Origin of the sequence: Vibrio glycogenivorans (assembly GCF_051660965.1) — a bacterium.
Lineage (GTDB): Bacteria > Pseudomonadota > Gammaproteobacteria > Enterobacterales > Vibrionaceae > Vibrio.
This window is the reverse complement of the sequence record NZ_JBPVIS010000007.1, coordinates 101,655-121,587: the sequence shown is the minus strand read 5'-3', so window position 1 is coordinate 121,587 and position 19,933 is coordinate 101,655. Positions and strand designations below refer to the sequence as shown.

The window sequence follows — 19,933 nt, the reverse complement described above, 5'->3', positions numbered from 1 at the left end:
TATCTCTCGCACCTTTATTTCCGATGGAAATAACGCTGCGCACCGATTTCGTCATTCAACTTCTGTTCAGCCTTCGACACCCGTAGTTGGGCGGCTTTTTTGCGTTTGTCGAGTACGGTGTCTAGGCTTTTGACCTTGACGTTTTGTTGCATGAGGGTGTGCTGTAGGCGGCGCTGTTCGGCTTCGGCTAGGGCTAGGTGTTGCTGTTGGAGTTTCTCTAGGTGTTGCAGATTGCCGCGCAGTTGGTGGCGGTTGTGCCAGGCGAAGGCGCTCTCACCGCCACTGACTTGGCATTCGTCATAGATGGTTTGCAGCTGCTGAGCATTGTGGGCGTAGCGCTCGCTTTGGCTGCGCTGCTGCTGAAGTTGTTGGCCTAACTTTTCTAAACGATCTTGGTGGATATCACGAAAGCGCTCCAGTCCTGGTCTAGCTGCCATGGCTTATCTCTCCAATCAGTTGGGTGAGTTGTTCTAGTGAGGGTTCAAACGGCGAGGATTCATCCTGACCTTGCGAAAGGAAGTTCATCAGAGATGGGTAGACGCGCACTGCGGTATCCATCACCTCATCATTGCCTGGCTGATAACCACCCAGTGGGATCAGCTCTTTGACTTCCTGATAGCGGCTGTACAAATGCTTAAACTGCATCACGTCTGCCACCTGAGTTTTGTCCACCACCTGAGGCATGGTGCGAGAAATTGATTGAGCAATATCGATCGCTGGATAATGGCCAGATTCGGCCAGTTGACGACTGAGCACGATATGCCCATCAAGAATGGCACGCGCGCTGTCGGCAATCGGGTCTTGCTGATCATCGCCCTCGGTTAGGACGGTGTAGATGGCACTCATACTGCCTTGTGGGTGATGGCTGTTACCGGCGCGCTCGACCAGTTGAGGTAACATACTGAACACGGAAGGCGGGTAGCCCTTGGTTGCCGGTGGCTCGCCAAGCGCCAAGCCGATCTCACGCTGCGCCATCGCATAGCGCGTGAGTGAGTCCATCAAAAGCAGCACATCTTTACCTTGGTCGCGATAGTGCTCAGCGACGCGGTGACAAAGCTGTGAGGCACGCAGCCGCATCAAGGGAGATTCATCGGCCGGTGAGGCAATCACAATCGCCTTTTTCAACCCTTCAGGCCCGAGCGCATGATCGATGAACTCTTTGACCTCACGGCCACGCTCACCAATCAGCCCAACCACCACCACATCGGCCTGAGTCTGGCGGGTGATCATGCCCAAAAGGACACTCTTACCCACACCACTGCCGGCAAACAGGCCCAAGCGCTGGCCCTTACCCATGGTCAGCATGGTATTGATGGCGCGCACGCCAACATCCAAGGGCTCAGTGATCGGCTTGCGTTGCATCGGGTTGACGCCCTGCCCCTGCAGGCTAATTCGCTCGCCATGACCGAGCTCACCCAAGCCATCGATTGGCTCGCCAAGGCCATTTACCACACGACCAAACCAGTTATTGCTGATCGTTAGCAAGCACTCACCCTCGACTGGCCACACTCGTGCACCGGAAAATAACCCCGTTGCCGCTCGGATTGGCATCAGATAGGCGACATCATGGTTAAAGCCAACGGTTTGCGCCTCAATGCGCTCACCACTGCCGGTTTCAACCCAGCAGCGCTGGCCGGTCAGCAAGCGACAGCCGACGGCTTCCAGCATCAGCCCCGTCACCTTAACCAAACGACCGGTGACCTTAGCCACCGGTATGGTATGGATCGAGTCCATCGCCTCTTGTAGGCGCTGGTCTATCGCGTTGCTCATAGGCTTGGCTCTAGGACAGGCTCTTCAAGTAAGTGCTTTTGCACCGCCTGCATACAGGTCTCAAGTCGCTGTTCACAGCCAGCGTCTGCCTCGGCGGTCTTGGTGATGATACGGCAATCGCCTTGACGCAAATCTGGGTCACAGACGATATTCCACTGCTTGATCTTCTCACCAGCGACTTGTTGGATCTGAGCAAACTCCTCTTGTGCCATCATCACCTTGATGCCCTCAGGCTCACTTGGCAGCGTCTCTAGCGTCTCTTCCACTAGCGCCAAGATTTGCTGCGGCTGAAGGGCCAACTCACAGCGGATCACCTGCTGCGCGACCTTTTGTACCAGCTCGCACACCTGCTCACGCTGGCGGCGCTCTTGCTCAACAAATAGCTGCTCAAGCTTTTGTGTCATGGATTCAAAAGGGGTCGCGGCCTTGAGGAAGGCCTTCTTACCCTCCGCCATGCCCTGCTCTATCCCTTGCTGCTGACCGGCAGTTAGTCCCTGCTCGAATCCTTGCGCTTGGCCTTTTTCAACGCCCTCTTTTACGCCCTCGTCATAACCTTTGGTCATGCCAAGCTGAAAGCCTTGGCTATATTGCTGCTGAATATCCTCAGCCGCCTGCTCGTCGACGCTTGGCTCTGGTGAGGGCTCAAGCATTGGCTCATCGGCAAATGAAGCCACCGAATTAAACTCATCAAAACCAAACTCTCCCAGGCCAAACTCATCTTCCACCGGTGCCGGTGGCACCGCGGATTGAGCGAGTTGGGATGGGTCAACAATCGGTGGAAAACGAAAGCTACGATACTGATGCGGCGCAAGGCGCATAATAGTGTTGCGTCTAAACATGGCTACTCCACCGTCTTGTCTTGGTACAGCAACAGATCAATCTCACCTGTCTCATTAAGCTCACGGACATACTCCATGATCTCATCACGCGCACGCTTGACCTGATTGAGGGAAACCTTACCCATTGAAGCCATCTCCGTCTCAAACGACTGACGCATTCGCTTAGGCAAGATGGATAGAATCGACTTACGTGTCAGGCTATCTGCACCCTTAAGCGCCAGCGCCAAGGTTTCAACAGGGATAGCTTCAACGATACGCGTACGCACCGCTTCTGTTTGACGAGTAAGAATACTGAACTCGTACATCTTGCTCTTCAGGCGCTCAGCCAGCTCTTGGTCTTGCTCTTGCAACGCACTCATCAGGGTTGCTGGGTCGCCTTGGTAGCGGTTAATGATGTCCGCCGCCTGCTGCTCACCCTCAACAATCGAGTTCGCGTTATCCGCCAAGTACTCGATGCAGCGCTCAACCAGCTCTTGCAGCTCATCGGCCACATCGCGCGTCACCTCACTGAGGTTAGCGATACGATACAAAAGATCGTGCTGGGTCTGCTCGTCATACTCTTCCATCACCTCCGAAGCGATATTCGGTGGCAAGAACGCGATAAACAGCGCGCGCATCTGAATGTGCTCATGGCTGAGGAACTGCGCCAACTGGCTTGGTTGTACCCACTGCAGGCGCTGCATCACGGTGCGCACCTCATCACCATAAATACTGTCAAGTAGATTGCGCGCCAGACGGCCGCCAAGTGCCTTGTCTAACGTGCGCTGCAAGAAGGTACGTGATGCGCCGCTGATGCCAGACTGGGCACGAAACTCATCAAAAAAGCCTTGCAGAACGAACTGCGCTTCGATGCTGCGGATCGCCGGTTGGAGAGCCATCGCATGGCTCACCTTCAGCAATTCATCACGGGACATATGCGCCATTACCTTGGCAGCAGAGTCCTCACCCATCGACAACAATAAAATCGCTGCCTGTTCAATCGGATCAAGAAACACATCATCCGGCAAAGAGAGATTACTAAGACTCATTAGAATTCACCCACTTCTTCACAACATCCGCAACGCGCTCTGATTCCGCGTCAGTTAGTTTTTGTAAATGCTCAACCTGAACCTCAAGGTTGGAGCCAATTGGTGGCAGGTCGTAGATATCCGTGCCATCGCTTGATGAGCCGTCATCGCCAAGGCCACCGCCCGCTTGGATTGAATCAATCAAGGCATCGGCGAGATCTTGACCGCCGTCGATTGGCGATGAGCTGATATTACTACTCTCTGAAGCCGCCACCGGCGCGGCGCGGTGGACAATCACCTCACGCTCAACCGGCACAGAGGGTTGCGTCAGCGCCTTAATCAGCGGACGCAAGACAAAGAAATAGAAACTCAACACTAACAAGGCGTATAGGCCATATTGGATCAAGGTTAGGTTTTGTTGTTGATGCCACCAAGGCACGGAGACTGTTGCCACCTCTGGGCTCCTTGCAAAATTAAACGCGTGGAGGCTGAATTGATCGCCACGCTCATCGATATAGCCAACAGAGTCCTTCACCATCTGAGCGATCTGCTCTAGTTCAGCCTGCTGCCAGCCTTGTTCATTGACGGCATCGTTGATAAGCACCGATACCGATAGATGCTCAACACCACCTTGCGCGATGCGGGTATGACGCACCTTGCGGCCAAAGTCGTATTGGCGTGAGCTCTCCGCACGCTCGTTGCGCGACTCATTAGCCTGCCCTTCTGCATCCGCCATTGGAGCTTGATTGCTCAGCGCGCCAGGGATGCCAAGCGCAAGCTGGCCTTGAGAGTTGTCTTGCTTACTAAACTCAGAGCGCAGGACTGGGTCACCCTCGATCGACTCTTCGGTTTCTTCAACTTGGTCAAAATTGAGTGTGGCCGAAACCTGAACACGGAAGTTACCCTCGCCAAGTAGCGGCGCCAGCATATCGGTGGCACGGTGGACGATGTCGCGCTCTGTGCGCTGCTGCAACTCATGGTATTGGACGCTCAAGCGTGAGTTAGAACCATTGCCAATGTCAGCGCTGAGTAGATTACCGTGCTGATCGACCACAGACACGCCCTCGATAGGCATCCCGGTGATGCTACCGCTAACCAGGTTAACGATCGCTTCGACTTGCTGCTGCTCTAATGAGCGCCCAGGAAGCAGTTCAACCATCACCGCGGCCGATGGCTTCTCGTCATTGATACCCACAAACAAGGTACGGTTTGGGATCGCGAGGTGGACACGCGCATTGTTGACCGCGTTGATCGCCAGAATGGTACGCGCCAACTCACCCTCTAGGCCTTGGCGGTAGCGGGCGTTTTCGATAAATTGGCTGGTGCCAAGCCCGGTGGCCTTGTCCAAGATCTCAAGACCGGCTGGCAGTTGAGCCTTAACGCCGTGGGCCGCGAGAGTAATACGCGCATCGGCGAGCTTATTCTCAGGGACTAAGACTTGGCCAGTCTGATTGTCAATCTGGTGCGCAATCTTGGCTTGGGTCAATACCTCTAAGATCTCCGCGCTATCGTATCGCTCCGACTCGCCATACAAGGCCCGATACGGGCTTGACTGAGTCCAGAGCAAGACCACGAGAAAGAGGGTGATCAAGGCCGCGATCGCGGTAATGATCGCCGCCTTATTTTTCTCTTTAATCGCAGTCATTGCCTTTTCCTGCCACTGCTTCCAGCGCGCAGGCTCGCTGCTGCTAGACTGGCTCTCTATTGCTGTTGTGCTCATTTAACCCTCACTAAAGTGGCATTCTCAGTACATCGTCGTAGGCCGACAGTACTTTGTTTCTTACTTGGGTAAGGGCTTGAAATGATATGCTCGCCTTCTGGCTTGCTACCATTGCCCCCACCAAATCATCCGAACGACCCGCGTCCACATCGGCCGTCATTTGGCTGGCATGTTGCTGATGGTGATCGACTCGACGCACGGCTTGTTGAATCGCGGTCTGGAAGTTATCTTGCTGTGCGGTATGCGCATTGGCCTGGATCTCGACCCCTCGCTGCGCTCGTTCACGCATCGCGTCCATGGTATTGATCATGCTGTTGTGCATCGTGGAGTGTTGCATTGACATCAATTTACTCTCTTAGTTAAGCCGCGCTATGGGCATACTGGCGGACGGCATCTACATCAATTCCCTGCTCTCGCATCGCCGCGAGCTTGTATCTCAGCGCGCGCGTGGTGATACCAAGCGCTTCAGCAGTCAGGTTTCTGCGTCCATCAAACTTGGCCAAGGTATCGAGTATGTATTGGTTTTCTGCTTGCTTTTTCGTTGACTTAAGTCGCTCTTGGGCCGCCATCGGTGGTGCTTGGGTCACGGCGGCTTGAGGCTGACTGCTGGCTAGATTTGGTAGCATCAGATCCTGTGGGGTGATCCACGTGCTGTGGCGCATGACCAAGGCACGTTGAATGGTGTTTTCAAGCTCACGAATATTACCTACCCAGTCATAGCCGAGCAGTGCCTGCTGCGCTTCTGCAGTCAGGCGGCAGGTTTCTGTACAACCGCGGTTGTACTTGGCGATAAAGTGCTCCGCCAGTGGCAAAATATCTTCTTTGCGCTCGCGCAGTGGTGGCCACTGTAGTGGCAGCACATCGAGGCGATAGTAGAGATCTTGGCGGAACTGACGTTCACTCACCGCGCGCTGCAAGTCGACGTTGGTTGCGGCAATAATACGAATATCCAGATCGATCGCCTTGTGGCTGCCCAAGCGCTCTACTTGACGCTCTTGCAACACACGCAACAGCTTTGCTTGCACGGCGAGGGGCATTTCGCCTATCTCATCGAGCAGCAAGGTGCCGCCATTGGCCTCTTCAAACTTACCGGCCTGCGCCGAGGTGGCGCCAGTAAAGGCGCCTTTGACATGACCAAATAGCACGGCTTCAAGCATGGATTCCGGGATCGCCGCGCAGTTGATCGCCACAAAAGGCCCCTCGCGACGGAAAGAATGACGATGAACGTACTGAGCCAAAACCTCTTTTCCGGTCCCCGATTCACCCGTGATCAACACGGTGGCATCGGTCTGCGCCGCGCGATGGGCAAGCTGCAAGACTTGTTGACTACGCCAGCTGCTCGCCACCAACTGAGATGAGGATTGGCGCACGGTCGAGACACGCTGGATCAAATCGGTGAGCTGCTGTGGCTGATAGGGCTGCAGTAGATAGTCAGAGGCACCAAGGCGCATCGCCTCACTGGCCAATTGATTATTCACGTAATCAACAATCGCAATCGTGGTCGAGAGAGGGGCAAGATTTTTCGAGCGCTCTATGACCTCAAGCAGTGACATATCACTCAGCTCTGACGAGACGATCAAGATTGAGTCTGGTGCGGCGCTGAGTTTGATCAGCGCATCAAATCCAGACTCAACCCAGTGGAACCCATAGCCCGCTTGCGCTAGTTCTCTGCCTGCTGCCGCCGATTGCTGGGCGCAGGCATGAGCAAAAATCACCTCGGGTCGAGAAGAGAAGCTCACGAGTTGCCTCCCTGTACCAGGCGCACTTGCACGCGGCGATTTTGATGGCGATTCGACTCGTTGACGTTCGGTACCATCGGGTAACGCTGGCCATGTGCTCGCAGCTGGATCTTGTTGCCATCCACACCATGGTGGATCAGCTGATTTCTCACTTGAACTGCTCGCTGGCGTGATAAGTCAAGATTACCCAGAGCATGACCCTGGTTATCGGTATGGCCATCAATCAAGATGTGCGATAGAGAGCTATCGTAATTAATGTAGGTCGCCAAATCTTTTAGCGTTTGAATATCTTGCTCAGCCAGCTCTACCTGATTGGTGGCAAAATGGAATTGGTTGTCTTGCGCCCCGGCAAAGTCCATTGGCAGCAGCTCAGCCATGCAGCGTTTCATGTTTTGCAGGCCAGCCGAGAAATTCACCGCCGGAATATCCCAATGTACAGCATCGCCCGTATGCTCATCGCGCGCTGATACTTGAACCCATGCCCCCTGCTCCATCTGATTAAGCAGTGACTTGATTGCTGTCTCGTCATAGAAACTCAATCCATAGTCACCAGTGACATCACCATCAAGCCATCGATCAACCGACTTCTCGATACGCCAAACCTGCTTGTTGATGCTCAACCATGCCGATTCCACCGCAACGGGTCTTTGGAAGGTCTCAAGCGTAAAAACCGGTGATTGACCTGAGCGAACCAAGATACGCGCCTGACCATCGAATTTAAGCGGTGTTTCCATCTGACAGTGGAAGCTGTCGCCACTGTAGCGCCATTCAATCAGATCAAGGGGCTTTTGCATCGTTTGGGCAAGCAGTTGGCCAGGTATCAACATAACACCAATGACAAATAATTTAGTGAGAGCCATCTCTACTCCTTTAGCCACACAATAAAATCTGAATCCCTTGCAACTGATGCAGCCTAGATGTTCACCGGCTCAAGCGACGCTCTCACGCCGCGAGCAACGACTAAATGCAATGCGGAATCAGGAAAGAAATTTAAATAACAATTCGAACTAGAATAATAAAATCTTGAATATGCTATTTTCTGTAAATAATAAATACCACCACAAATGAGTGACTTATTTTTAGCGATTGGGTAAAGATCACATTCGCCTACTTATTAATCAGAATTATTAATGCACGGTTACAGTTGCGTGTATTTTTCACTCTACTGACAATGTTAACTTTAGGTAAATAACACTTTTCCAAGACGTAAAATGTGCCACCCCTATAAATTAAGACGCTGTATTTTATGAGTTTATTACAAAAATCAACCTGCATGACGCAATTCACGCATTACATAAAAATTAAATATTTACGCCTAAAAAGTCAAAACTGAGATCTTGGTTCACTATGTTTAAAAAACACATATTATTTTTAAGCCATATAAGGCTTAATGTCTGCAAAGTAACGCGCTTATATAATGCTCAATAAGTTCCTAGGTATATAGCGCCTGTAAATTGTCATTATTCCAACTATTTCAGATGCCATATGAAGAGCAATACTACTAACCAGCACACCAGTCCGGTCACCAGTGATAACGATGCCTTTAATATCGATCCAATCACTTTGGGTCGACCATTAAATATTGCTAAAAATAATCTTGCACCAAAGATTAGCCGTGCCGAAAAAGCGCTGACTGTGACGCTCAACGCCATGACCAAACGTAACGATTGTCGAGTACGCCTGTGTCATCTTGGCCTAGAAATGCGTGCGACAGAGGTGTCTTACCAAGCGCCGGTTCATTTTACTCATGAAACGCATGGCGGAGACTGCATGCTTGAGGTGAGCCCTACCTTGCTCACTCGTCTAGCAGATGCGTTCTATGGTGGTACGCCGTGCTTTAATACACCAGCACAAGAGTCTGATGCGCCACTGCTGCTCAATGCCAGTGAACAACGAGTCCAAGCACGCTTGGCAAAAGTTATCTTACAACAGCTCGATACTTCATGGCACGAGAGCACACAGACCGCACCACTGAGCAGCTGCTGTCTCAATGCTCACTTTGAGCTCACCGTCGGTGAAATTGTCGGTGAGCTTAGCCTACAGATGGACGACGAACTCCTTATCGCACTTGGTCAAGCCAGTAACACGGTCAAGTTAGACCCGCAGGAGCTTGCGGAAAGGCGCCATCAACAGCTGTGCCAGATCCCAGTGCAGTTGAATGCCGTGCTGGCTCAGCAGACCATGTCGCTTGAGCAAGTGACGCAGCTGAAAGTTGGCGACATCATCACCTCCGATATCCAAGAAATTGTTGAAGTAAGTGCTGGAGCGCAAAAGCTGTATCGTGCACGCGTTTCCGAGCAAAACAACCATTTGGTCTTGCAGATCACGGACCACCTTAATCCAGCAGAGAATTTTTGATTATGACTGAGCTAAACCTATCACTTGAAGATGATTTGAACTTCGACTCCAACGTCGGTGACCTATTTTCTGAGCCAAGCCCTGTTGCAGCGGCAGCAGAAGCGCCGACAACGGCACCACGCGAGCTGAGCTTCTTCCGCCAGATCCCGGTGTCCGTTACCCTGGAAGTCGCCAGCACCTCTATCTCTCTTGGTGAACTGATGCAAGTCGGGCCTAACTCAGTGATCGAGCTCGACAAGCTAAACGGTGAGCCACTGGATGTGAAGGTCAATGGTCACCTGCTTGGCCACGCCGAAGTGGTTGTGGTCAACGATAAGTATGGCCTGCGCCTAACCAATATCGCAGAAGATGCTCTGAATGAAGTTTCGCTCTAAGCAATTATCCAAGCAGCTCATTATTGGGCTGCTATTGATCACTGGGCTGGGGCTGTTTTCAACCCTGGCCTTTGCTGATCAAGGCATTCCATTTATCACCGTGAACGACGGTGACAGCAGTGAAGAGTACTCGGTCAAGGTTCAGATCTTGATCTTGATGACCGCCCTCTCCTTCCTGCCCGCCATGCTGATGATGATGACCAGCTTCACGCGCATCATTATTGTCTTGGCGATCCTGCGTCAAGCGCTTGGCCTGCAGCAAAGTCCACCGAACCGTATCTTGATTGGTATTGCGTTAACCATGACCATGTTGGTGATGAAGCCAGTTTGGACTCCGATTTACGAGGACGCATACCAGCCCTACGAGGCCGGTGAGATCACCCTGCAACAGGCATTTTCTGTCGCGGAGCAACCACTTCGCCAGTTTATGCTCAGCCAAACCTATGAAACCGCCCTTGAGCAGATGCTGCGTATCGCTAACGAGCCACTCGATATGGCACCGGAGGAGATCAGCTTCGCCGTACTGATGCCAGCCTTTGTGATCAGTGAACTCAAGACCGCGTTTCAGATTGGCTTTATGCTGTTTATTCCGTTCTTAATCATCGACATCGTGGTTGCCAGTGTACTGATGGCCATGGGTATGATGATGCTTTCCCCTTTGATCATCTCCTTGCCATTCAAGCTGATGGTGTTTGTGATGGTTGATGGCTGGGCGATGACGGTTGGCAGCCTGAGTGCCAGCTTTGGAGGGCTCTGACCATGAACCCAGCGATCGCGAACCTTTATGCCGATGCCATTTTTATGATCATTACTATGGTGGTGGTATTGATTGGGCCGAGCCTATTGGTGGGTTTGGTGGTGGCGATTTTCCAGGCCACCACTCAAATCAATGAGCAGACGATGAGCTTCCTACCTCGTCTGCTCACCACACTGTTGATGCTGATCTTCGCCGGGGGCTGGCTGCTGCGTAATATCAGCACCTTTTTTACCGATCTGTTTTACACCATCCCAACCATCGTAAGTTAGGTCGAATGTACGCGGTTAGTTTTGCTGAAATCACGGCGCTGCTCGGTCAGGTATGGTGGCCCTTTTTTCGCTTGTCCGCGGCATTCATCACCATGCCCTTCTATGGTGATGGCTATATCAGCCCAAGAATACGCGTTTTTCTCGCCCTGGTGATCGCCGCCGTTGCCGGGCCTCTATTGCCCGCGATGCCCGAGGTTGACCCGATTTCTATTCAGGCCGTTGCCATCGCTCTGGAGCAGGTGGCTATCGGCGCACTGCTCGGCCTGACTCTCCATTTCTTATTTGCTGCCATGGCGATGGTGGGTCAGATCATGTCGATGCAGATGGGTCTTGGTATGGCGATGATGAATGACCCTGCCAATGGCATCTCCGTTGCCTTGCTGGGTAACTACTTTTTGATGTTCACCACCTTGATGTTCCTGTCTCTTGATGGCCATTTGGTCGCGCTGGATGTGGTGATCCAGAGCTTTGAGCGCTTCCCGGTCGGCGCTGGCATCAGTGAATTGTCACTCACTTACTTTATTGGCCTGTTTGGCTGGATGATGGTCGCCGCCGTGTCGATCGCCTTGCCAACCATCGCCGCTATGCTGACGGTCAACCTGACCTTTGGTGTGATGAACCGTGCCGCGCCGTCGTTGAACGTGTTTGCCCTTGGCTTTCCGATGTCGATGATGCTCGGCCTGTGTGCTGTGTTGCTCTCTCTGTCGGGGCTGCCAAGCATCTATGCCGAATTGGCGCATGACATTCTTGAACAAATGCGCCAGATGGGAGGTAGCTAGCCATGGCTGAGAATCAAAGCAGTCAGGACAAAAGCGAGAAACCCAGTCCCCAGAAACTGCGCAAAGCCAAACAGGAAGGTCAGGCGGCGCGATCGAAAGAATTTGTCGTTGGGGTCTTGTTTATCGCTATCGCCCTATTTCTTTGGGCATATGGCCACTATCTCGGCCAGCAGGCACAAAAGCTGTTTACGATTAACTACCAGCTCTCGTTTCAGGAGCTGCGCCAGCCAGACATCATGACGCGTAAACTCGCCGAGAGTGTCTTGCTGCTGGGTGGTTTGTTTATCCCTATGGCAGCGGTGCTCATACTGGTGACGATTCTAAGCTCCATGATCCCTAGTGGCTGGGTGATGTCACTCAAGCTTATCAAGCCGAAGCTGAGCAAAATCAGTCCAATTGAGGGATTTAAACGCCTGTTTTCGATCAAATCTTTGGTCGAGCTCGCTAAATCAATACTCAAGGTTGTCTTCATTGGTGGCGTGCTGTATTGGCTCCTGAGCAGCAATCTGGCCAACCTGATCGCTGCGCAGCGTGCCCCGCTTGAGCAGGGGATCAGTACCACCTTGGCCCACCTTATTAAGGCTCTGATCTATTTTGGTTTTGTTGTGCTACTCATCGGCCTTATCGATATGCCTTATCAGCTATGGAATCACACCAAGCAGCTGAAGATGACCAAGCAAGAGGTCAAAGAGGAGCACAAGAACAGCGAAGGTAGCCCCGAGATTAAGCAGAAGATCAAGCAGTTGCAGCAGCAGATGTCGCGTCGTCGCATCGACAACTCGGTGCCGACCGCGGATGTGGTGATCACCAACCCGACCCACTACGCCGTGGCAATTAAATACGACCTATCACGTGCAGGGGCACCGTTTGTCGTCGCCAAGGGTGAGGATGAAATGGCGCTGCGCATTCAAGCAGTGGCACGACAACATGATGTCGAGATCCTCAACCTGCCACCATTGACCCGTGCGGTGTACTTTAATACCCGCGTCGACCAAGAGGTACCAGGTCCACTGTTTGTCGCTATCGCGCACGTGCTGACCTATGTGATGCAATTGAAAGAGTACCGACAAGATCGCTCACGAAAACCAACGCCGTTGCCGCCATTAGTGATCCCTAAGGCGCTGCGCCACGATTAACCCATTTGATTAACCCTGACCACTTACACAATCGCCATATCGAGTAGATATCCCTATGAAAGAAAGACTAAATTTAATATTTCCAGCGATTAAAAATAGTTACTTTGGCATCCCGATCCTACTGCTAACCGTGTTGGCAATGGTGATCCTTCCGTTGCCACCAGTACTGCTTGATGCGCTATTTATCTTCAATATCGTACTGTCGGTGATCGTACTGTTGGTCGCGGTTTCCAGTCAGCGACCGCTTGAGTTCAGTGTCTTCCCGACCATCTTGCTTATCGCCACCCTGATGCGCCTGACACTCAACGTCGCCTCGACGCGTGTGGTATTGCTCGAAGGTCACAACGGGGGTGATGCCGCCGGTAAGGTGATTCAAGCGTTTGGTAATGTGGTGATTGGCGGTAACTACTTTGTTGGTATCGTGGTGTTTATCATCCTGATGATCATCAACTTTGTGGTGATTACCAAAGGTGGTGAGCGTATCTCCGAGGTCTCGGCGCGTTTTACCCTTGACTCGCTACCCGGCAAACAGATGGCGATCGATGCCGACCTAAATGCCGGTATCATTGACCAGAACCAGGCCAAAGAGCGCCGTCGTGAAATTGCGCGCGAAGCAGATTTCTATGGCTCGATGGATGGTGCCTCCAAGTTTGTTCGTGGCGATGCGATTGCCGGGATGCTGATCCTAATCATCAACATCCTCGGTGGTGTGACCATAGGTATGGTTCAGCATGACCTAGCCGCAAGCGAAGCCTTCCAGCGCTTTGCCCTGCTTACCATTGGTGACGGCCTGGTTGCGCAGATTCCGTCACTCTTGCTAGCAGTTGCCGCGGCCATCATTGTGACCCGAGTCAGTGACTCCGGTGAGCTCTCAGATGACGTGCAAAAGCAGATGCTGGCTTCTCCGCTGACGCTCGCGACAGCCAGTGGCATCATGCTTATCATCGGTATCGTACCGGGCATGCCACATTTGGCCTTCTTCAGCTTTGCCGCTCTGCTCGCCTTTGCGGCGTGGAAACAGGGGCGCAAACACCTCGACCCAGAGCCCCTTGAGCAGGCTGAGGCCGTGGCTGAGGCCGTGGCTCAAGACGAAGCACCTACGCTTGACTGGCAAGATGTCCCGCATGTTCATCCGCTCTCGCTTGAGCTTGGCTATCGCCTAGTCAACCTCGTTGATAAGAACCAAGGTGAGCCGCTGGCGCTGCGTGTGCGCGGCGTGCGCAAGACGATTACCGAACAAGCAGGTTTCTTGATCCCAGAGATCGCGATTCGCGATAACCTAAAACTAAAGCCAACCCAATACACCATCTCGCTGTATGGTGAGACCCTCGCCAAGGGTGAGATTGACCCCGAGCGCTTGATGGCGTTGGCAACCGGTGAAGTCTATGGTCAGTTAGATGGTGTACTGGCCAAAGACCCAGCGTATCAGCTTGATGCGGTATGGATTGAGCCCAACAATAAGCCGCAGGCACTAAACCTGGGTTACTCGGTTGTCGATGGCGCGACGGTGATTGCTACTCACCTGAGCAAAATCATCAAAGAGCACACCGCGGAGCTGTTTAATCACGATGATGTCGAGCGCGTAATGGAGCGCCTTGCCCAGCACTCGCCAAAACTGGCAGAGAGCCTAGCAACGCAGTTGACCCACCAGCAACAGATGCGCATCTATCGCCAACTGCTGGCGGATCAAGTTCCGGTTAAGGACACGCTCAACATCTCTTCAATCATGCTAGAGAGCAGTGAAGTGACTAAGGACGCGATCCTTATCGCCTCAGATATCCGCTGCGGCCTCAAGCGCACGCTAACCAATCATCTGATTGGCACAGGCAATGATTTTAATATCTTTACCCTCAGCGATAATCTAGAAAAGATGCTGATGACCGCCCTAAACAAGGCCCAACAAGCCGGCAGTGTTGCCCTAGACAGCTTCCCAGTAGAGCCCAACCTACTGGCACAGCTACAACAAAACATGCCCAACATCCGCGAGCAACTAAAACAAAACGGCTTCAAACCAGTTCTATTGGTCGCCCCACAGTTACGCCCTCTCCTATCCCGCTACGCACGCACCTTCGCTAAGGGATTGATTGTTCTGTCTTATAATGAAATCCCTGAAGACAAAAACATCAATGTGCTTGGGCATCTCGGATAAACACAGGGTACGGGGACGTTTCACTACGGGTTTCACTTCGTTCCGAGGTACGAGGAGTCCACAACGCGCAAGGAACTCCTCACTCCCCGTAGGACGATAACCCGTTCTTAAACTCCGCACCCTTTTATTAGGGTGCGAGAAGTCCCCACGCGCGAAGAACTCCTCGCTCCCCGTAGGGCAAAGCCCGTACTCGAACCTCGCCCCTTTATTTATATTTAAGCAATAGGAAACGCAAACGCAGTAACCTCGTCAATATGACTACACCCAAGCGCCAACATAATAAGCCTGTCGATTCCGAGGGCGACGCCGGCGCAGTTGGGTAAGCCGGCCTCTAGGGCGGCGATCAGGTGGTGGTCTATGGGTTGGGGTTTGAGGCCCATTTCGAGTCGTTTTTGGTTGTCTTGTTCAAAGCGGACTAGTTGCTCTTGCGGGTTGTCGAGTTCGTGGAAGCCGTTGGCGAGCTCGATGCCTTTGAAGTACACCTCGAACCGGTCGGCAACGCGCGGATCGGCTGGGTTGATTTTTGCCAGTGCGGCTTGGCTAGCTGGGAAATCGTAAACAAACGCGGGTGCGTTTTGGCCAATCTTGGCCTCAACACCGACACTAAACAGCAGCTGGAGCAAGGTGTCACGGTCTTGCTCTGGCAGTGCGATATCACCAAGACCTAGGGTGACGGCGACCTGTTTCAGCTCATCCATTGAGGCTTCGAGTGGGCATACGCCGAGAACCGAGAGAAAGGCTTGCTGATAAGTCATGCGCTCGGCGGGCGCACTGCGTAACACTTGCTGCAGCAGTTCGTCCATCTCATTCATTAAGGCATGGTGGTCAAAGCCGACCCGGTACCACTCGAGCATGGTGAACTCAGGGTTGTGGTGGCGACCGTTTTCTTCGTTACGAAACGCTTTATTGATCTGATAGATGCATCCACTGCCTGCGGCGAGCAGACGTTTCATGTGAAACTCTGGGCTGGTCATCAGGTACAGGGTTTGTCCATTGGCGTAATCGGGACCGATAAACTCAGTATTAAACGTATGCAGATGGATGTCGGTGACGGTGGCATGGCTCATCGCCGGTGTATCGACCTCCATCACCTCACGCTGGGCGAAAAAATCACGGATCTGGGTAATGATGCGCGCACGCTGTTTGAGCTGGGTAATAGAAGCAGAAGGCTGCCATGCTTGGGGGTTCGACATACGTAATTCTCATGATATTTGACCGCCGTAGTGTACTTGCTCAACGCCCTCGACCCAAGCGTTTCGCCTACTGTTCAACCAATTATCAGCCGGTGAGCCTAGTCACAGTTTCCTGCAAATCTCACTTATCTGGCTGAAATTCCGCCGCAAAAACCTAAGTAAATCAATTTTTCCTTCATCTGGGTCTTTTACACTGGGCTACCACTTTGGGATAGGTGGCATTATTGAGCCTTTCATTGATGATTTTATGCATGGGCTCAGACTAGAAAAAAGAAGATTAGAGCGGTATAAACCGCTGATTTCACTTACACACCTGGAGGATAACTGTGAAAACAATTACCACAGATATCGCAGTAATTGGCGCTGGTGGCGCTGGCCTGAGAACCGCAATCGCTGCGGCTGAAGCAAACCCAGAACTAGAGATTGCTCTGATTTCTAAAGTCTACCCAATGCGCTCTCACACCGTTGCGGCGGAAGGTGGCTCAGCTGCCGTCATCAAAGATGAAGACAGCCTAGATAACCACTTTAACGACACCGTTGGCGGTGGCGATTGGCTGTGTGAACAAGACGTTGTTGAATACTTCGTTGAGAACGCAACCCGCGAAATGATTCAGATGGAACAATGGGGTTGCCCATGGAGCCGTAAAGAAAACGGCGAAGTGAACGTGCGCCGCTTTGGTGGCATGAAGGTTGAGCGTACTTGGTTTGCCGCAGATAAAACCGGCTTCCATATGCTGCACACCCTTTTCCAAACCTCTATTAAGTACAGCAATATTAACCGCTTTGACGAATACTTCGTGGTCGACCTGATTGTTGATGAGGGCGAAGTGCAAGGTTTGGTCGCCATCCACATGTCTGAGGGTGAACTGGTCACCATCAAGGCAAAATCCGTCGTCCTAGCGACTGGCGGCGCGGGCCGCGTTTATCACTGTAACACCAACGGCGGCATCGTGACCGGTGACGGCATGGCAATGGCTTATCGTCACGGCGTGCCACTGCGTGATATGGAATTTGTTCAATACCACCCGACTGGCCTTCCTGGCACCGGCATCCTGATGACTGAGGGTTGTCGTGGTGAAGGCGGCATCATCGTCAATAAAGATGGCTACCGTTACCTACAAGATTACGGCATGGGACCGGAAACTCCGGTTGGCGAGCCAAAAAACAAATACATGGAACTGGGTCCTCGCGACAAGGTTTCACAAGCTTTCTGGCATGAGCAGCAAAAAGGCAACACCATTAAGCACCCTCTTGGTGACGTGGTCCACCTCGACCTGACTCACCTCGGTGAAGAGTACCTGCAAGAGCGTCTGCCGTTTATCTGTGAGCTATCGAAAGCCTACGTTAACGTCGACCCAGCCAAAGAGCCAATCCCAATCCGTCCAACGGTGCACTACACCATGGGTGGTATTGAGACTGATAAGCAGTGTGAGACACGCATTAAGGGCCTATTTGCGGTTGGTGAGTGTGCGTCGGTTGGTCTGCATGGTGCGAACCGTTTGGGCTCAAACTCACTGGCTGAGTTTGTGGTGTTTGGCCGCGTTGCGGGTGAAAATGCGGTTAAGCGTGTGGAAGAGTTTAAGGGTTGGAACCAAGACGCTATCGACAGCCAAGTTAAGGCGGTTGAAGAGCGTATCACTGCACTGCTAAACCAAGAAGGCGACGAGAACTGGGCCGATATCCGTACTGAAATGGGTCACACCATGGAAGCGGGCTGTGGTATCTACCGTCAAGAAGATCTGATGCAGGCAACCATCGAGAAGCTGCAGACGCTGAAACAGCGCTACAAAAACGTCAGCATCAAAGACAAAGGCAAGGTATTCAACACTGACCTACTTTATGCGATTGAGGTTGGCTATGGACTAGAGGTGGCCGAGGCCATGGTTCATTCAGCAATCTTGCGTAAAGAGTCTCGTGGTGCCCACCAGCGCCTAGATGAGGGTTGCACTGAGCGTGATGACGAGCTGTTCCTGAAGCACTCGCTGGCCTTCTACGAGGCCGATGCCGACCCGCGTATCGACTACAGCGATGTCACCATCACTAAGTCTCAACCCAAAGCGCGCCTCTACGGTGAAGCGGCAGAAAAAGCGGCGGCGGAAGAGAAGCAGGCTGCAGAGCAAGCCGAGAATAAGGAAGAGGAGCAAGCCTAATGTCATCTACTCGTATTCAGAAAGTTGAGATCCTGCGCTACGACCCAGAGCGTGACGCAGAACCTTTCTTCCAGACTTTTGAGGTGCCATTTGATGAAACCATGTCTATCTTGGACGCACTGGGCTACATCAAAGACAACCTAGATAAAAACCTGTCGTACCGTTGGTCTTGCCGTATGGCGATCTGTGGCTCATGTGGCCTGATGGTCGATGGCGTGCCTAAGCTGGCGTGTAAGAGCTTCTTACGTGACTACCCGAACGGGGTGAAGATTGAGCCACTGGCCAACTTCCCGATTGAAAAAGACCTGATTGTTGATATGACGCCGTTTATCGAGCGTTTAGAGGCCATCAAGCCTTACATCATCGGCAATGACCGCACGCCAGAAGACGGCGCTAACATCCAAACTCCAGAGCAGATGGCGCGCTACAAGCAGTTCGCTGGCTGTATCAACTGTGGTCTGTGTTATGCCGCGTGTCCTCAGTTTGGTCTAAACCCTGAGTTTGTTGGCCCTGCAGCACTCACACTGGCGCATCGCTACAACCTGGATAGCCGTGATAATGGCGCTGATGAGCGTATGTCGATCATCAATGGTGAAAACGGCGCTTGGGGCTGTACCTTTGTTGGCTACTGCTCTGAAGTCTGTCCGAAGAACGTTGACCCAGCAGCGGCTGTAAACCAAGGTAAAGTCGCCTCATCAATGGACTTTGTTATCGCGATGCTTAAGCCTGATGGCAAGCCTGTCGCAGAGGAAGTGTAATTATGAGTAATCGTAAACCTTACGTGCGCGAGGTAAAGCGTACTTGGTGGAAAAACCACGCCTTCTATCGTTTCTACATGCTGCGTGAAGCGACGGTGCTACCACTGATCCTATTTACCCTGTTTTTGACCTTCGGCCTTGGCGCGTTGGTTAAGGGCCCGGAAGCTTGGCAAACCTGGCTAGCGTTTATGGCTAACCCATTGGTGGTTGGTATTAACCTGGTTGCTCTGGCGGGCAGCCTGCTGCATGCACACACCTTCTTTAGCATGATGCCGCAGGTAATGCCGATCAAACTCAAAGGCAAGCCAGTCGATAAAAAGCTGATTGTGCTAGCACAATGGGCAGCCGTTGCCTTTATCTCACTCATCGTATTGATTATTGTCTAAGGAGTTTATCGTGAGTCATACCAACTTTAAGGTAGATACTGCCCCGAAACGCTCGGACGAGCCAATATGGTGGGGACTGTTTGGCGCCGGCGGTACCTGGTTCGCTATGCTAACCCCAATCACAGTGTTTGTCCTGGGCGTATTAGTCCCACTGGGCATCATTGATGCAGAGGCCCTGAGCTACGATCGCGCGCGCGACTTTGTCGGCTCGTTCATCGGCGGCCTATTCATCATCGCCACCCTGGCCCTGCCCATGTGGCACGCCATGCACCGCCTACACCACGGCATGCACGACCTAAAATTCCACACAGGCGTTGTAGGGAAGATCGCTTGTTATTGGTTTGCTTCGGCGATTACGTTACTCGCTATTATCTTCGTGTTAATGGTTTAATTTTTAGGGGCGAGGTGCGGGTACGCTAGCGCTACGGGGAGCGAGGAGTTTATCGGTAGTGGTGACTTTCTCACTCTCCCTGACCTCCCCGCTTAAACCAATGTAAAAAAGCCAATGGCAATGCCATTGGCTTTTTTATTATGTAAAGCACAGAGCTT

General features: G+C 52.4%; 20 protein-coding genes. 11 read left to right on the top strand and 9 right to left on the bottom strand.

Annotation, left to right across the window (positions count from 1 at the left end):
* Positions 1-14: 14 nt before the first annotated feature.
* From ACSTTG_RS14995 to ACSTTG_RS14960, 8 genes are read right to left on the bottom strand one after another with little or no spacing between them, the layout of a single operon-like run.
* Positions 15-437, bottom strand: a complete 423-nt coding sequence (locus tag ACSTTG_RS14995) for a flagellar export protein FliJ (RefSeq protein WP_438475389.1) — start codon at positions 435-437, stop codon at positions 15-17.
* On the bottom strand, positions 427-1,770 hold the full coding sequence (gene fliI, locus ACSTTG_RS14990; protein ID WP_438475387.1) for a flagellar protein export ATPase FliI: 1,344 nt from the start codon (positions 1,768-1,770) through the stop codon (positions 427-429). Before fliI ends, ACSTTG_RS14995 begins: the two co-directional genes overlap by 11 nt.
* Positions 1,767-2,609, bottom strand: coding sequence for a flagellar assembly protein FliH (gene fliH, locus ACSTTG_RS14985; RefSeq protein ID WP_438475386.1), 843 nt, complete (start codon positions 2,607-2,609; stop codon positions 1,767-1,769). The genes fliI and fliH overlap by 4 nt, the downstream gene beginning before the upstream one ends.
* A 2-nt stretch (positions 2,610-2,611) precedes the next feature.
* A complete protein-coding gene (locus ACSTTG_RS14980; RefSeq protein ID WP_438475384.1) occupies positions 2,612-3,637 on the bottom strand; it encodes a FliG C-terminal domain-containing protein in 1,026 nt (341 codons plus the stop codon).
* On the bottom strand, positions 3,627-5,336 hold the full coding sequence (fliF, locus tag ACSTTG_RS14975) for a flagellar basal-body MS-ring/collar protein FliF (RefSeq protein WP_438475383.1): 1,710 nt from the start codon (positions 5,334-5,336) through the stop codon (positions 3,627-3,629). The genes ACSTTG_RS14980 and fliF overlap by 11 nt, the downstream gene beginning before the upstream one ends.
* 10 nt (positions 5,337-5,346) lie before the next feature.
* Positions 5,347-5,679: a flagellar hook-basal body complex protein FliE gene (gene fliE, locus ACSTTG_RS14970; protein ID WP_438459737.1), complete on the bottom strand. Its 333-nt coding sequence runs from the start codon at positions 5,677-5,679 to the stop codon at positions 5,347-5,349.
* A 16-nt stretch (positions 5,680-5,695) separates the two neighbouring features.
* Entirely contained in the window at positions 5,696-7,051 is a 1,356-nt protein-coding gene (locus ACSTTG_RS14965; protein ID WP_438459918.1) for a sigma-54-dependent transcriptional regulator, read from the bottom strand.
* Positions 7,052-7,071: 20 nt separating this feature from the next.
* On the bottom strand, positions 7,072-7,935 hold the full coding sequence (locus tag ACSTTG_RS14960) for a MotY family protein (RefSeq protein WP_438475382.1): 864 nt from the start codon (positions 7,933-7,935) through the stop codon (positions 7,072-7,074).
* Positions 7,936-8,560: 625 nt separating this feature from the next.
* On the opposite strand from ACSTTG_RS14960, the gene ACSTTG_RS14955 reads away from it, so the two are divergent.
* Genes ACSTTG_RS14955 through flhA form a run of 7 tightly spaced genes read left to right on the top strand, consistent with a single transcriptional unit; the run spans position 8,561 to position 14,897 of the window.
* On the top strand, positions 8,561-9,433 hold the full coding sequence (locus tag ACSTTG_RS14955) for a FliM/FliN family flagellar motor switch protein (protein ID WP_438459735.1): 873 nt from the start codon (positions 8,561-8,563) through the stop codon (positions 9,431-9,433).
* Positions 9,434-9,435: 2 nt separating this feature from the next.
* Entirely contained in the window at positions 9,436-9,807 is a 372-nt protein-coding gene (fliN, locus tag ACSTTG_RS14950) for a flagellar motor switch protein FliN (RefSeq protein WP_438459734.1), read from the top strand.
* Positions 9,791-10,564: a flagellar type III secretion system pore protein FliP gene (gene fliP, locus ACSTTG_RS14945; protein ID WP_438459733.1), complete on the top strand. Its 774-nt coding sequence runs from the start codon at positions 9,791-9,793 to the stop codon at positions 10,562-10,564. The genes fliN and fliP overlap by 17 nt, the downstream gene beginning before the upstream one ends.
* A gap of 2 nt (positions 10,565-10,566) precedes the next feature.
* The gene (locus ACSTTG_RS14940; protein WP_438459732.1) at positions 10,567-10,833 is read left to right on the top strand and encodes a flagellar biosynthetic protein FliQ; all 267 of its coding nucleotides are present in this window, start codon (positions 10,567-10,569) and stop codon (positions 10,831-10,833) included.
* Positions 10,834-10,838: 5 nt separating this feature from the next.
* Complete coding sequence (gene fliR, locus ACSTTG_RS14935) at positions 10,839-11,612, top strand: flagellar biosynthetic protein FliR (protein ID WP_438459731.1); 774 nt, start codon at positions 10,839-10,841, stop codon at positions 11,610-11,612.
* Between the two features lie 2 nt (positions 11,613-11,614).
* Positions 11,615-12,748, top strand: a complete 1,134-nt coding sequence (flhB, locus tag ACSTTG_RS14930; RefSeq protein WP_438475381.1) for a flagellar biosynthesis protein FlhB — start codon at positions 11,615-11,617, stop codon at positions 12,746-12,748.
* Between the two features lie 55 nt (positions 12,749-12,803).
* Positions 12,804-14,897, top strand: coding sequence for a flagellar biosynthesis protein FlhA (flhA, locus tag ACSTTG_RS14925; protein WP_438475380.1), 2,094 nt, complete (start codon positions 12,804-12,806; stop codon positions 14,895-14,897).
* A gap of 215 nt (positions 14,898-15,112) precedes the next feature.
* Here the strand turns inward: flhA and epmA are convergent, their stop codons facing one another.
* The gene (gene epmA / locus ACSTTG_RS14920; RefSeq protein ID WP_438475379.1) at positions 15,113-16,090 is read right to left on the bottom strand and encodes an elongation factor P--(R)-beta-lysine ligase; all 978 of its coding nucleotides are present in this window, start codon (positions 16,088-16,090) and stop codon (positions 15,113-15,115) included.
* Between the two features lie 326 nt (positions 16,091-16,416).
* On the opposite strand from epmA, the gene frdA reads away from it, so the two are divergent.
* The 4 genes from frdA to frdD are packed head-to-tail and all read left to right on the top strand — an operon-like array spanning position 16,417 to position 19,775.
* On the top strand, positions 16,417-18,240 hold the full coding sequence (frdA, locus tag ACSTTG_RS14915) for a fumarate reductase (quinol) flavoprotein subunit (RefSeq protein ID WP_438475378.1): 1,824 nt from the start codon (positions 16,417-16,419) through the stop codon (positions 18,238-18,240).
* Positions 18,240-18,998, top strand: coding sequence for a succinate dehydrogenase/fumarate reductase iron-sulfur subunit (locus ACSTTG_RS14910; RefSeq protein WP_438475377.1), 759 nt, complete (start codon positions 18,240-18,242; stop codon positions 18,996-18,998). The genes frdA and ACSTTG_RS14910 overlap by 1 nt, the downstream gene beginning before the upstream one ends.
* A gap of 2 nt (positions 18,999-19,000) precedes the next feature.
* Positions 19,001-19,384 carry a fumarate reductase subunit FrdC gene (frdC, locus tag ACSTTG_RS14905; protein ID WP_438459725.1) on the top strand — a complete coding sequence of 128 codons (384 nt, stop codon included), beginning with the start codon at positions 19,001-19,003 and terminating at the stop codon, positions 19,382-19,384.
* A gap of 10 nt (positions 19,385-19,394) precedes the next feature.
* Positions 19,395-19,775 carry a fumarate reductase subunit FrdD gene (gene frdD / locus ACSTTG_RS14900; RefSeq protein ID WP_438459724.1) on the top strand — a complete coding sequence of 127 codons (381 nt, stop codon included), beginning with the start codon at positions 19,395-19,397 and terminating at the stop codon, positions 19,773-19,775.
* The last annotated feature ends 158 nt before the right edge of the window (positions 19,776-19,933 follow it).